General features: G+C 63.2%; 8 protein-coding genes. All 8 read right to left on the bottom strand.

What is annotated here, in order from left to right; translation table 11 throughout:
- Positions 1-324: 324 nt before the first annotated feature.
- The 8 genes from BLR49_RS01415 to BLR49_RS01455 all read right to left on the bottom strand — a co-directional run bounded on the left by BLR49_RS01415 (position 325) and on the right by BLR49_RS01455 (position 14,225).
- Positions 325-1,068, bottom strand: a complete 744-nt coding sequence (locus tag BLR49_RS01415; protein WP_176765724.1) for a CatB-related O-acetyltransferase — start codon at positions 1,066-1,068, stop codon at positions 325-327.
- Positions 1,069-1,087: 19 nt separating this feature from the next.
- On the bottom strand, positions 1,088-1,960 hold the full coding sequence (locus BLR49_RS01420; RefSeq protein WP_092532257.1) for a capsular polysaccharide synthesis protein: 873 nt from the start codon (positions 1,958-1,960) through the stop codon (positions 1,088-1,090).
- 11 nt (positions 1,961-1,971) lie between these two features.
- Positions 1,972-5,766 carry a bifunctional glycosyltransferase/CDP-glycerol:glycerophosphate glycerophosphotransferase gene (locus BLR49_RS01425; RefSeq protein ID WP_143013662.1) on the bottom strand — a complete coding sequence of 1,265 codons (3,795 nt, stop codon included), beginning with the start codon at positions 5,764-5,766 and terminating at the stop codon, positions 1,972-1,974.
- Between the two features lie 5 nt (positions 5,767-5,771).
- Positions 5,772-6,167 carry a glycerol-3-phosphate cytidylyltransferase gene (tagD, locus tag BLR49_RS01435; protein ID WP_092532260.1) on the bottom strand — a complete coding sequence of 132 codons (396 nt, stop codon included), beginning with the start codon at positions 6,165-6,167 and terminating at the stop codon, positions 5,772-5,774.
- Positions 6,168-6,330: 163 nt separating this feature from the next.
- Entirely contained in the window at positions 6,331-7,455 is a 1,125-nt protein-coding gene (locus BLR49_RS01440) for a glycosyltransferase family 2 protein (RefSeq protein ID WP_245690287.1), read from the bottom strand.
- A 50-nt stretch (positions 7,456-7,505) separates the two neighbouring features.
- The gene (locus BLR49_RS01445; RefSeq protein WP_092532266.1) at positions 7,506-9,884 is read right to left on the bottom strand and encodes a CDP-glycerol glycerophosphotransferase family protein; all 2,379 of its coding nucleotides are present in this window, start codon (positions 9,882-9,884) and stop codon (positions 7,506-7,508) included.
- The gene (locus BLR49_RS01450) at positions 9,881-11,791 is read right to left on the bottom strand and encodes a CgeB family protein (RefSeq protein ID WP_245690289.1); all 1,911 of its coding nucleotides are present in this window, start codon (positions 11,789-11,791) and stop codon (positions 9,881-9,883) included. The genes BLR49_RS01445 and BLR49_RS01450 overlap by 4 nt, the downstream gene beginning before the upstream one ends.
- Complete coding sequence (locus tag BLR49_RS01455) at positions 11,784-14,225, bottom strand: CDP-glycerol glycerophosphotransferase family protein (RefSeq protein ID WP_176765725.1); 2,442 nt, start codon at positions 14,223-14,225, stop codon at positions 11,784-11,786. The genes BLR49_RS01450 and BLR49_RS01455 overlap by 8 nt, the downstream gene beginning before the upstream one ends.
- Positions 14,226-14,240 lie beyond the last annotated feature (15 nt).

Here is a 14,240-nt window from a genome sequence, read left to right on the forward strand (position 1 = left end):
GCGCGGTGAGCAGAATAACAGACACCCAGCCAAATACCGACCAAGACAGGCAGCGCACATACGCTCAAGCGACTCCGCCAAGCATCGCACCAACCCACTACACTACAGGAACCGAACAAACACGATCGCTACCACCCCACAGCCCAACCGTGTATGCCTTCGACGCTCATTGACCTAGATGCCCTCAATACCCAAGCACATCATTTACACTCATGCGGAACAGCCCAAAAAAGCCTTCCCCCTACACGAACCCCCACAAACTAACGCGCATCGCCCCCTAACCCTCCAAGATCGACAACCTTGAAAACAAGCACGTAATAGCGATCAACGCGAGAAGCCGATTAAGTCGCTCCCTGTAACCACTGGCACCGCCAGAACGCCGGGTTGCTGCCGCTCAAGATCGTCAATGGCACTTTCGACGTCAGAAGTCAAAACCCCCACGACTTGATCAAGCGGTCTCTTCCACCACCGGGTCGCCAATAGCCTTTCAATAATATCCGCGGAAAACCGGAATCCTACGATGCTCGCAGGATTGCCTTCGACTATGGCATACGGAGGGACATCATCAAGAACGACACTGCAATCACGAACCACCGCACCAATGCCAACCTTGACGCCCCGCCCTAAGAACGTGTTCATCCCAATCCATACATCATGCCCAATAACAGGCGCACGATGAACGACGCGATAGCTGCGATCCGCGTCAGGCAGGGACGTCAGCGTTGCCGCACGCCGCATGACCGGCCCTCCCCTTTCATACGCCACATTAGACGTTGAAAAAGCACCAATTCGCGGAACAGTCTTCTGCACCGTCAGTCCGGAACCAATAGAACAGTACCGGCCAATGATCATACCCAGAGTCAGTGGAGATTGAGAGTACGAAAAAGCCCCCATATCCACGATCGGACCGCCACCGTAAAAACCGGTGTAGCCCTCAACACGTACGCCGCTATCGAACTCGATGCGCCGCTCCGTGGATGCACCCCATCCTCTTACGACATCAAGGAAGACCGCCCTCTCATCGAGGAAACCTTCAAGTTCCGGCGATCCGAATATCACCTCACGCATAACACAAGTCCAATCCGCATCAATCTTCCAGGGCACGCCAGTACGAACGAACCATCTGCATCGACAAATGGCGGACATCAAGCCACCGGTCGGTGGAACCCCCGCCAATGTCCTGAGCGGCGGCGACAGATAGTCGGATATCTTCAACAATGCGATCGACGACAGCCCCATTGAACAAGCGCTCCTCGGACAACTCGAACAAACTGGCCAATAGAGTGCCCGAGGAACAAATCTCCGAAGCCGACATCGCGCCCATCTTCTCCGATAGGCCCCGATTATAAAGCTGAACCATCATCGTCGCGTCATCGACGATCTTCTCCGCCCCCATTCTCCTACCGAAAAGCCCGGTCTCTGTCCAATGTGTCGGCGCGCACTGCTCACGCGGAACCTGACAGAAAGCCGAATATGCTGCGATCGGCCAGAGCAAATCGTAGCCGAATCCAGCCCAACGTTGTTCAACGGACTCTGATATGCGCCGCTCGATTGCCTGCCTCCAGGCGACGATCATCGGGTGGCCTGCACGCGCCGCGATCATCCCAATGCTAGGTTCCTTCGACCGCCAGCCATAGAAAACGGCACCATTGAGCGCAGTGAGCTCCCACAAGAGCTGAATCGGAGAAACAACAACCGTATCTATATCGAGCCAAATGCCCCCGTTAACCGCGAGTGTTGCAGCCCGAGCATAGTCGGCACGGTGAGCTATCACCGGAATGTCTGAAAAAACGGGATGAATGTCCGGAACCCAATTCCGAATCGAATCTGACGAAAGAACAACGACGTCGAACCGCCCCGCCCATTTCCTGATAGACCGAATGCAAAGCTCAATATATCCGGGGTCGCCCGACTCTGGCGAATCCCAATAGAGCCAAACCGTCGGCGATTCCCCAACCATCAGACAACTCCCTACTTACTACCAAAAACGATCTTGCCGACACGCTCCGCCGCACGCCCGTCGTCGAACGGCGCGTACCGGCGAACGAATCTGCCGTATGCGCCATCATAACGTGCCGCCATCTCCGGCAGGCTTCGCAAGCAGTCGATGCATTCCGCAGTCGTCGACAGGATAGGACCAGGCGCTGATCTTTCAAAATCGAAATAGAAACCGCGTGTCACATCGCGATATGTCGCCAGGTCGGGTGCCAAAAACATGATCGGCTTGCCCGTCGTCACGAAATCGAACATTACGGAAGAATAGTCTGTAATCAACACATCAGCGGCGAGATACAGGTCGTTAACGTCTGCGTAGGAGTTTACATCTATAACGTTCGGACCGTACGTCCCACCCTGCGTGTATGCCGTGTTGACGTGTCCTCGCTGGAGCACGACCGCTGAGTCTCCTAGTGCATTCTGCACCTTCGAGTACTCGAGGAACAGCGTTTGAGCATAGTGCCCATTGGCAGCTCGCCGGTTGTCGCGCCACGTCGGTGCGTACAGAACGGCGAGCTGTCCGTCCGGGATCCCCAAATAGCGCCGAACTCGATCGCGCCGTTCATCCGACACGCGGCCCTGCAACAAAGAGTCATTACGCGGGTAGCCCTCAGTGACGACATCGCCCTCATAGCCGAAAGCACGGGAGAGGACAGGTGCTGCCCAGTGAGACTGTGCAATAAGCCAATTCCAGTAGCGCGCTTCTCGCAGCATCAAACGTCTATATGACAACGACAGGTTAGCCGACGGAACATCATTACCGATTCGCTTAAGTGGAGTACCGTGCCACGTCTGTACGTATACCTGTTCAGGAGCCTTACGGAACGAGAACGGGAAATTGTTATTGTTGACCAAATAGAGCGATCGTGACGCTGCCCTGTACCATTCTTCTGAGTACAAGGTTACTGCCGTAGCACCCTCCGGAACAGCAACACTCCCATCACGGACCGTCCAATAACGCTTCAGATCTGTCCGATTGCTAGCCACATATGCGTCTAGCGCCTTCGGCGTATCCGTCACGGCTCTACCGCCGAAGGATTCGAACAGGACAGCGTCTTCAATCTTCCGAGTCAGGACACTGAAATTCATTTCGGAAAGTCTGCGCTGCGAGTAAGGTCCAGACTCGTCCCAAGTGAACCGAGAGCCGACATTTACCGAGATGCCGTTATTCTGCACAGGTTGTACGATCAACCGATAGGTGCCACCGTAATAGCGGAGCGGCAACCGGTCAGCGAGTTCTACAGTACGTCGCGGCCACATCGATGCCGGCAGCTTGCGCCCGGTCGCGGTCAGAATCTCGAATACGTAGTTCTGAGCGGGAACTGCGGTACGACGGCCATCAATGTCAAGTTCGAGCAGATCAAATGTCACCTCATAACTTGACGACGACTTATCGTACTTCGTTGCGGCAGGCAGTATGTTCCTGGTCTTTCCGACTAGTGCAAATGACGGCGTCGTCTGACGGACGCTGCGATCGTTGATCTGAGCACGCCCGCAAATTGTCAGGATTCCACTGCACGCGTCAAAGCTGACATCCGAAACATACGCTGCCTGGTTAATATACGCAACACGCAGATACCCATATCCGGTTGCTTCCGTGTAGAATACACCAGCAAGCTGGGCCGAGGGCCCGCCGCTGTTAGCTGCAATCGGCGCTACCGCACCTCCAGGTGTTCGCACTCGAATGTCAATCCATACGAGGTTCTGTGCAGCATACGAACGCCGAGTAGACAATTGAAGCACGCCCCGCCATAGCCGGTGGGATCCCTCCCGCGCAAGAGTGAGCCGGTTGCTAGCGACCACCTCGCCATCGATGACGGCCTCGACATACAGCTCACTAACATCGAACCGCCTTGCCAGCGACTCAGGGCTACGGTTATTGAGTTCTAGCGCTAATTCTAGCGCCCCATCGGATGACAGTTGATGCCGTCGCGCCCGAATACGAGGTGACAATACTTTCACTCCGTATTCTGCTCCATCGGACGCTGGCAGCGCACGATGCCCGTCGGCGGTAAATGACCCGACATGCAGTGTGTTTCGGCTCGCCATCGAAACGACACGGGTCACCGGCACCCACCGATTCAACCCATGCTCGGCGAGCCGGATGTACAGTTTAAGTACTGGCGTCTCAGTAGATCCATAATGGGAAGCAATCGTGGAGATATCTTGCGGTGAAACAGTGACAGTGAACCCGCCGCCAGCAGCCGAGACGAAGGGGTTTTCTGTGAACGAATTAGCTGTTTCATCCACGCGTTTATCGGCCCTGACCTCCAATTCGAACCCGGCAAGAGAGTCTGCCGATCCATCAATTAGCTTGGCTTCTAGCTGCCTTTCCTCGGACGGCAGCATTCCGTCGTAGTAGACGACGCCATCCAAACGTAGCAGTCCATCAGGAGCGTATTCAATATGCGTGATGAACGCCTGATTGGCTATAGATCCCTCATCCGCTACAGCGCACACCTCATCCGGCACAGTCGAGCTGAATGTAGCCATAGACGGCATTGTCTCCCGTATGAGGCCGTCGTCCCCTCGGACGAGTTGAGTTTTTTCGCCACGTTCGAGGGTCTCCATGAGGACGGTTTCAAACGCCTGGTAGTCTTTTCGCCGAGCTGCGAGCGCCATCAGCCGACGTCCCAGCGGCCATCCGGTCAACTTCAGCGATTCGTCGTCGTAAAAACGCTCGACACCCTGACACAGCACATCCCAGAACTCCGGAACTGCGCGTGGAACCTCGCGATAGTAATAATACAAGTCCTCGCACAGCAGCTTTGAGTACCAGTAGCTAATGAGCCCCGCGTCGTCACTACTTTCGATGATTGGCCTCACAGTGTCAGCAACACCAATGCGTTGCCGCAGGTCGTTGACATCTGACTTATTCTGGGTAATCGATGACCCGTCATCACGCAAGCGCCAGCGGTAAACGTTATCTTTGATCAGATCGAACTTCACAGCAGCCGCAAATAGCTTCGCAGTGCATTCCTGATCCTCGTACAGCGTGCCTTCTGGGAAACTTCCGACGAGATTGTCCCACACCTCGCGTCGGAACACCTTATTGCACACAAACAGGTCCCATAATACGGGAGGGAAGTCAGTGGCGGAGATGGATTCCCTCTGCTCACTGTGTACCTCATGTACCCAAGCGGGAGTCCATTCCTTCTGACTATTGAATCGCGATATCGCCCCTGACGCAAATGCGGATCCTGTACGCTCGAGAGTTGACACTAGGGCTTTGTATGCCGTCTGCGGAATGTCATCATCTGAGTCAATAAAGGTAACGTACTTGCCGGTTGCGCTCTTCAAGCCGGTGTTGCGCGCTGCACCCAGACCGCCATTGACCTTATGAATTACCTTGACCCGAGAGTCCTTGCGGCTATACTGATCAGCAATAACCCCAGTGCGATCAGTTGACCCGTCATCTACGATGATGATCTCCAGATTGCTATGCGTCTGCCGTAGCACGGACTCCAAACACTCAGCAATGTATTCTTCAACGTTATATGATGGAACGATCACAGATAGCTTCGGCCCGCTCACGGACGTTCGCGCATTTCCACCTTTTGGCTCCACCGGCGCTTTCTGGTCGATTTCCTTTGCCTCATTTGCGACGGCTACGACTCCACCTGAACGCCAGCCATTTTCGCGAGACACAGAATTCGGTAGCATTCGCTTGTATATTGGTGCACCGAACATCGCTCGAACACGTGGAGACTCGACGATGAAGTCACCGCCAAGACTGCGAACTACTTTTGCGATCGCGGTTTTCGCTCCCATCGCTATTAGTCCTTACCCTGCATGTCGTGCTTGATCTGGGTCGTCGAGATCTCCGGCGTGCGCGGGAGGTAGACGACCTCGCACAGGCCGGCAAGCTGCTCGTCGAACTTGCCCTTCCAGTCGTCGCCCATGACGAAGATGTCGATGCCGTACTTCTTGACGTCGTCGACCTTCTGCTCCCAGGTGTACTCGGGAACCACCAGGTCCACGTAGCGGATCGCCTCGAGCATCCGGCGGCGCTCGTCGTAGGAGAAGTAGGCCTTCTTACCCTTCCCGGCGTTGAACTCGTCAGAGGAGAGCACCACCACCAGATAGTCGCCGAGCGCCTTCGCGCGACGGAGCAGCTCGATGTGCCCGTAGTGCAGCAGGTCGTAAGTGCCGTAGGTGATTACGCGCTTCATGGGTCCTCGCATGGGTGATGGGGAGTCGTGCTGCGGCTGGGTGCTTGCCAAAATGTGACTAGCACGGAAGACGCGAACGTGACGATCCTAGCTGCGTCCGCCCACGGATCTCCCCCTGTCGATGTACGTAGAGGATCACGAAACGGCGCCAGTCATCGCCCCGTCACAAACGTGGCTGGCGAGCCTGCTCCGTCAGGCGTGCACAGTGGGCGGGATCATAGGCGCGTTCAGCGGCCTCGCCATGGGCGACGTAACCACAGTCCCGTTCCCAATAGTTCGTCGGCGTGGCCGAAGCAGTCAAGGGGACCCGGGTGTACAAGCTCGTCACCTGCCCACGGTCGACGACGACCACCGCCTCTGTGCCCTTCCAAAGCAACATGCGTGCGCGCGCTGCAGCACTCAGGTGCGGCCACGGCGCCCGGCGGATCAGCCCAGCATCGAGCTGTTCTACGAGACGCCGCATCAGCGCTTCGTGCCGCTTAGCGAGTCCGGGAACGTTCGGGGCCTCCCCACGGTCGACAACCCCGAAGTACCAGCCCAAGTCGTACAGAACCGTCTGTTGGGCCCAGGGGGCGCCGTCGGTCGCTTCTAGGTACGGCAGGTAGCGATCAGTGAGCTGCTCGATGTAGCGGCCGGGCCGATCCCACGCCGTCTGGACCGCCGAGTCTCCGGCGGCACGCTTGTTGTAGTAGTAGACGGCGTCGGGCACCAGCACGCAACTCGGCTCGATGGCGCGCACCCGGCCGATGAACATCCCATCTTCGAAGGTCGGCGCGTCCCTGTCCTCCGGGAACCAGCATCTCCGGGCTATGTCGCCGCGCACCAGCACCTCATGTGTGGACAGCTGCACCACGTCCGGAGACCGGATCGCGTCGATGTTCCGTCTCCCTCGCTGGAAGCGGAAGTCCAAGGGGTGCGGGGAGACGACTCCCCTCTGGCGGATGAGGGTGCGTCCGATGAGCATGCCCGCATCGCTGTCCCGGGCACCCACCAGCGTGGAGATGAAGGCAGGAGCGAGTTCGTCGTCGGGGTCGGGGAAACCGATCCACTCCCCCGCGGCCCGCGCCAGACCGAGGTTCCTTGCCCTCCCCTGACCGCCGTTGTCGGTCTCAATGACTTGGCTGCGCAAGTCTGTTCGCTCAGCCCAGTCCCGGCAGATGGCCGGGCTGTCGTCACGGGCACCGTCCAGGACGAGCACCACCTCCAGCCGGTCATGCGGATAGTCCTGTGCATCCAACGAGGCGAGGAACCCCGGCAGGTACTCGGCCACCCCGTACACGGCGACCACCAGAGATACGGTCGGACCTCGGCCAATCCGGCGACGACAAACAGGTGCCATCAGATCGTCTCCTTCTCCAGCCGGGACAGGATCCGCTCGCACGCCCCCGCATCCGTGATGATCAGCTCCGAGGCCGGTTGCAGCCGGCCGTCACGCGCATCCACCGCCGCCGCGAGCGCCTGCCCGACGCTCGCCGCAGAGACGGCGCCAGCCGCCACGTGCATGCGACGGTAGGCGTCGGCGTCGGCGGTTCCGTCCGGACTCCAGACAATCGCCACGGCGCCGAGCAGCATCGCGTCATCCAGGATCGAGGAGCGGTCCGAGATCACGGCCCAGGACCGCGAGAGCTGCTCGGGCACGTCCGTGCCCGTAGTCGTAGGCACGGTCAGAGATGCAAACCACTCCGGCACTGTCAGGGCGAGCTTCGGGTGCGCGAACAGGACCACGTCTACACCGGCTTCCCCCAGTGCCTCGGCAAGTTGGAGCCAGGGCTCATAAAAGGCATCGAGCAGGTCGGTGCGGTTGGGCTCCCGATCAAGCGTCCGCGAAAGCGACGGGCTCCAGGTCGGGGCCAGCACCACCCGGTCACGCCGACGGCCGAGCGGCGCATACATCGCATCGTGGCGCGGGAAGCCGGTCAGCCACACCTCCCGGTCGGTGAGCAGGTAGGGACTGTGGTCGGCGGTGATAGCCGCGTACTCGGCGCGGTGGGCCGTGATGAGCACGTCAATGCGGCGTGTGTTGAACCACCGCCACATATGCCGCATGGTCACGCCGTGCTGGAGGAATACCACCCGCTGGTCCTTACGCGTGCCCGCACCCATCAGGCGTCCGGCGATGGCGGTGTCGCCGATGTCGGCCAGCAGCAGGGTGTCGGCCTGCGTCCAGGCGTCCTCAAAGGCTGCCGTTCCCGGAGAGACCAGCTCGAATCCCTCCGCCTCCAACCGCTCCCAGTCAGCGCAGCGCCGGTCGACGGCGAACACGTGCCGGATGCCGTGAGCGTGTTCGCGGGCGTAGCGGTACAGGGGCTCGGCGTTGTCCCCGGCCGAGTCGTGGCGGTCCATGTACAGCCAGGTGCTGGGCACGTCCAGCGCCACCGCCGGCGCTTCCTCCGGTGGCGTTCGCACAGCCAAGCGAGTGCGCTCTGTCGTCCCGGCGCGGCCGAGTAGTCGGGACGCACGGCGTCGCAGAGCCCGCGCCCTCCGGGTCACGGCGCGCCGCACCCGGTTACCCGGGCCAGGCAGGGGCGCGGGTGGACGCCGCATGCCCCGATAGGCGGCGGGAGTTGCCTCGCGTCCGCCGATAACGGCTGTTACCGATCCCTTGGGCAGCCAGACGAGCCGCTCGTGAACGAACACGCGATCAAAGTAGGTGTGGTCGACGATCTTCGTGCTCGTCGGCTCGACCGTTTCACCGTCCACGTACCACTGCTCGTCTGGCAGGGAGCCGGTGAAGAAGTAGGACACCTGGCGGTCCGCCCGGAATGATCGCTCCGATGGCAGCACCGGGTCGGGCAGGCGGGCGCCGGTGGCGGCCAGCAATGCTGCCTGCCGGTTGAGGGCCACCGGCGTGGCGCAGTACGCCTCCACCTGGTCTGCAGGTACACGCGCCAGCACGCCGACCAGCAGTTCGGCCACGCGCGCCCGCTCGGTCTGACTCAACGCGTGGGCCGCGAAGCGCAGGCCCCGGTCGGCGTCGGTGACATCGAGTAGACGCGCCAGTACCAGCTGGTGCACCCAGGACGGAGTCCGGCCGCCCTCACGTGCCGCCGAATACCAGGCGGGGATGTCCCGCTCCAGCACCTGGGTGTACTCGGGCAGCGTGGACAGCGGGGGCGGGTCCTCCGGGCGGGGGCGCTCAATGATCCCCGGCCCCGCATGCAGGCGCACCCGCTGGCCGGTGTCCGTAAGCAGACGAATTAGCAGTGTGGTGCCGTCGGCGTCGTCCTCATCCCAGGGGGGAAGACCACCCGCGGGCACCTCCATCACCGCTCCGGACAGTCGCTGCGTGAACAGGTGCGGCTCCGCCGACAGGCTGGTGTCTCTCGACCCATGGGGGAAGCGTGCCCGCAGCGGGTGCGTGTCCGATACGTGGCCGTCAGCCATTCGCTTGAGCGGCACCATGACCACCGCCGCGCTGCCGCTCGTCGGCAGCTCCTCTACCAGCCCCGGCTCCGGGACGTCCCCCGCCCGCAGCACCAGCACCCGGCCGCCGCGCAGGCTGGCGAGCACCGTCCGGGCGGCATCCAGAGCCGTCTCCCCCGCCACGGGCTCCAGGCCGTGCTCCGCGAGCGCTGCGGCCTCCGCCGGGGTGGGCCCCTCCCGGCCCACACACACGACGACGTCGCTGATCCCCTCGTCGGCCAGGCCGATGAGGGTCGTCTCCAGGTCTCCGCCGCCGTCGACAATGACCACCACGCGGGGTGTAATACTGATCATGACGCCCGCCAGCCGGGGATTTCCGCATCTCCGGGGGCGCCCCAGTGGGCGATCCCGCCGGTAGCCAGCACCTCGGCGGAGGAGATTCCCCAGGTGTGGCCCGGTCCGGCGCCGCGGCGCTGCACGAAGCCGAAGCGGGAGGCGGAGTACATCCGGGCGCCCGCGGCGGATGCCCGCTTGAGGAAGCCGGTGTCCTCCCCAATGGTCGTGTCGGGGAAGCCGACCTCGCGCGCCAGCTCCGTGGCGGCCACCAGCGTGGGCCCGGACAGGAACGCCGTGTACCGGTGCTCCCACTCGGGGAAGCGCAGAACCACAGCGTCCTGGTCCTCCAGGTGCACGTAGTGGGCGTGCTTGCCCACCACCTCCGCGCGGGCGTAGTCCGCGGCGGCCAGGGATTCGAACAGGTAGTAGTCGCCGTACAGGTCGTCGTCGTCCAGCTTGGCGATGAAGTCCGCCTCCACCCGCGCCAACATGCGGTTGTAGTTGGCGCCGAGCGAGTCGGCGGCATCTCCCACAACCCAGTCGACCTCCAGGCCGAGCTCGCGGGCACGGGCGCGGGCGGCATCGGGCGCCTCGAAGCCGTGGGTGAGGATGATGGGCCGTTGCTCCACCTCCTGCTGGCGGACCAGGGTGTCGAGCACGCCGTCAATGCGCTCGGGGCGGATGGTGGAGATCAGCGGGGCGATGGCGGGGCGGCGGTAGGCCCGCCCCCCCATGCCGACGGCCTCCAGGACCTGGTCGACGCGGGCGGTGTAGGTGTGCTTCAGCCAGATCTCCCGCTGGGCGAGGTAGGTCATCCGCTCGCGCAGCTCCGGGTTGTTCACCAGGGCGCCCTGCACCCAGTAGGCCTCCCTGCGGTCGCCGACGACGGCGAGCGTCCCGGCGGGCAGGAAACGCCCCGTGGCGGGCGACGGCATGGTCACCACCGGTGTGCCGCAGGCGGTGATCTCGAAGATCCGGCGGGCGAACATGGAGGGGCTGTTGACCACCGAGTTGACGTTGAGGAAGACCTTGTAGCCGCGGTATGCGGACAGCATCTCCGGGTAGCTCAGCGAACCGCGCACGAAGGCGTCGAAGGGTGCCGGGAACTGGTAATTCGCGTCGGCGCCGAGGTAGCGGGAGAAGATATCCAGGCCGTGCTCCAACTTCGGGGCGGCGTCCACGGCGGCGCCCAGCAGGGTCTCCATCTGCTCGCGCCGCTCGGGGTACTTGTGGGCGAAGTACATGCCGGCGAAGGCGATGTCCCGCAATGGCACGGGACGCCCGTCGTCGTCGCACAGGCGGATCGGGTTGTGGATGGTGGGCTGGGCGGCGAAGGGCAGCACACCGATGCGGTTGTGGCCCAGCTCGGTGCGGTAGCGGTCCAGAAGCGTGGCGTCGGTGGTGAACACCCAGTCGAACAGGCGGGCGGTGGCGATGGCCTCGTCGTAGTGGGCGGGGTCCTCCTTGTTCCAGAACACCGTGGGAATGCCGGCGGCACGCGCTTGCGCCACCAGCTCGCGCAGGTGGGCTGAGGGGCCATTCTTGCCGATGACCTGGTAGCGCCACGCGTCCCCGTTGCCGTGCCACGCGGATTCGACGAACAGCAGATCAATCGGGTCAGCGGCGATCTGCTCGCGCCAGTCAGCCGGAGTCAGGGCAACGGCGTGCCACTCGTACTGCAGGGCGAGGGTAGTGAACTCGTCGGCGATCACACCGACCGTCAGCTCGTGGCGCGGTACCGCGGCTTCGGGAGCGGGTACATCCCATTCGGGGAAGGTGCCCTGTCCCTTGCGGGAACGGCGGCCCCTAGTAGGACGGGCCCAGGCGCTCGCACGCCGCCGACGGCGGAACTCCTTCACGCCCGCAATCCCGCCGTGGCGGGCGTGCCACAGGGTCTTTCGAGCTGTGCGGATCAGGTCACTCACGGGGCTCCTCCTCGCCTGTGCGGGCCGGCGCCACATCCGGCAACCCTGACAACACCATATCCACCCAGGCGCAAATGGCGTCCAGGCTCTCGCGTATCGGCCCGCCGTCCACCTGTGGCGGCTGTTCGCCGGAGGCCAGCAGCTCGGCTGCCCGCGCCTCCGCCTCGGCCTGGGTACGGGTTACCGGCAGGCCCGAGTCGCCAGGCCAGTCCCGGTAGAAGCCCCGCTCCCTGTCCCGGTAGGCCTCCAGGTCCGGCACATGGAGGACGGCGGGACGACCGGTCAGGGCCCAGTCGAAGACCACCGAGGAGTAGTCGGTGATGAGCAGATCGGAGGCGAGCATTAGTGCCTCAATGCTCGGGTGGCGACTCACGTCGAGGACTCGCTCGCTCGTGTCTTGCAGTGCGTTCATATGGTGACTGCGCAACAGCACCACGGCACCGGTGGCGCGGGCCAAAGCTCCGGCATCCAGCAGGACCGGGGCGTCGCCTTGGGGCTGGCGCAATCCCTCGCGCCAGGTGGGGGCGTACAGGATGACGGCCTCGTCCTCGCTGATGCCTAGTTCCCGCCGTGTGCTCCGCGCCGTCGTCGCTCCGCCTAGAAGGCCAGCATTGCGCGGCTGCTCACCAATGAGCACCGGCCCGGCGTACCCCAGACCGTGACGTAGGTCGTCCGCGGCGTCCGGGGTCTGGGCGAGCAGGAGGTCCCACTGGGGCACCTGTCGGGCCATAAGCCGCCGGTAGGGCAGGGTGATCGATTTGCGTGGGGCATCGGCAAGCAGGTGCTTAATGGGGGTGCCGTGCCAGGTCTGCAGAATCGTCTGGTCGGGGTGCTTGGCGAACCAGTGAGGCAGGTTGTCATTGATCACGAGCAGCTGGGCGGTGTGCAGTGCCCGGAACCACTCGGGGGTGCCGACGACGACCGGCGTGGCTCCCGCCGCCACGGGCACGGTCCCGTCCCGCACGGATACCCACAGAGGGACCTGGGTACCACGGCGGATGAGTTCATCCCGAATGGCACCGGGGTTGTCGCCGACGGACTTACCGCTGAAGGTCTCAAAGAAGATGCCGGGGACGAGTGGGCCCCAATCCTCTTCGATCAGCAGCCTGCGCGCGTACAGGGAGCGGTGTTGTGGGGCGACCGGGGCAATAATGCTCAAGTCCAGGCTGCCATCGGGCTGCGGGCGCAGGCGCACGCGGCGGGCATGGCCGGCGAGCTCGGTCGGGGGCCCGTCCAGGTCCACTCCGGCTATGCAACGTCCTGTGGCATCGGCCATGGTCCAGCGCAGGAAATACCCGCCGGAGGGGAATGTGGGGTCGGCGAGGTCCAAGATCGCGGTCCAACCCTCAGCCGTGACGGTGGTCACGAGCGGGATGTCCACGCGGGAGGAGACAGCTTCGACAGCGAGTCCGGCAGCCCGGGGGATGCTTCCACTCAGAACTAGCCGGTCGCCATCCAGGGCGGCGGCATCCACCACAACCATGCCGGTGGGGTGGAAGTTCGGCTCTGCGCTGCCTGCCGCCGATTCCCCGGGGAGGGTGGGGCGGATCAGCAGTGCTTCGCCGTCGACGTCGACGCTCCACCCCGCAGGTGAGGGGCACAGTCGGCGTGAGCCGAGCGGAGGCGGAATCGGCTGGGCCAGGAGCGCTTCCCCGGCCCGGATGCGCAGCTGCGCGCGCAGGGGGCGGGCCGGGAGGCCCGCCAGGTCCAGGACGGCGCGATACCCGGAGCCCGTATAGGTGCGCCACGGGTCATTGGCGTCCAGGTCAGCCAGCGGTGCTTCGACGCGTTCGACGCAGGCGCCGACGACGGTCTCAGGAGCGACTTCCTTATCGGCAGGGAGCAGCACGATCTCAGGAGCGGGGAGGACATCGGGGCCGAGGCCGGGGACGTATGCCCAACCGTCCAGCACCAGCCGGTCAGCGTCCAACCAGCTGCATTCGCGCAGCACCTGGCGTATGCACAGATCCGCCTCGGTGACGGCACACAGGCAGGCGGGCATCGGCGCGATCCGCTCGAGAACCGGCGGGTCGGCGCGCAGGTCGCCCTTCCCGAGGGTGAGTGGGACGGCGGTGGTGTCCTCGTACTGGGAGGCCAGGACCTCGAGTAGGTCGACCGTGGTCCCGTGAGCGAGGACCCACAGCCGTACGCGATCGAGCAGCGGCAGCGCGTACCACAGGGGCGCGGCGGCGTCCTCAGGGAGCACGGTGCGGGCGAGGGCGCGCAGGCGCTCGACTGCGGCATCCGGCTGGGCGGATGCTCCTGCCGCCAAGCCGAGCAGGGCGCGATGGTGCAGGTGACCAAGCAAGCTGGGGTCCAGGTCAGCCAGCGTTCGGCGGTCCGCGGCGACGTTGGCTGCCAGCGCCGCCATGCACGCGCCCCAGCCCGAGGTCTGCGCGGTCCCTCTCAGAACCAGATCCTGCGGCTCGATCATGAGCTCATCCGCGGC

The organism is Actinomyces ruminicola, assembly GCF_900103885.1.
Lineage (GTDB): Bacteria > Actinomycetota > Actinomycetes > Actinomycetales > Actinomycetaceae > Actinomyces > Actinomyces ruminicola.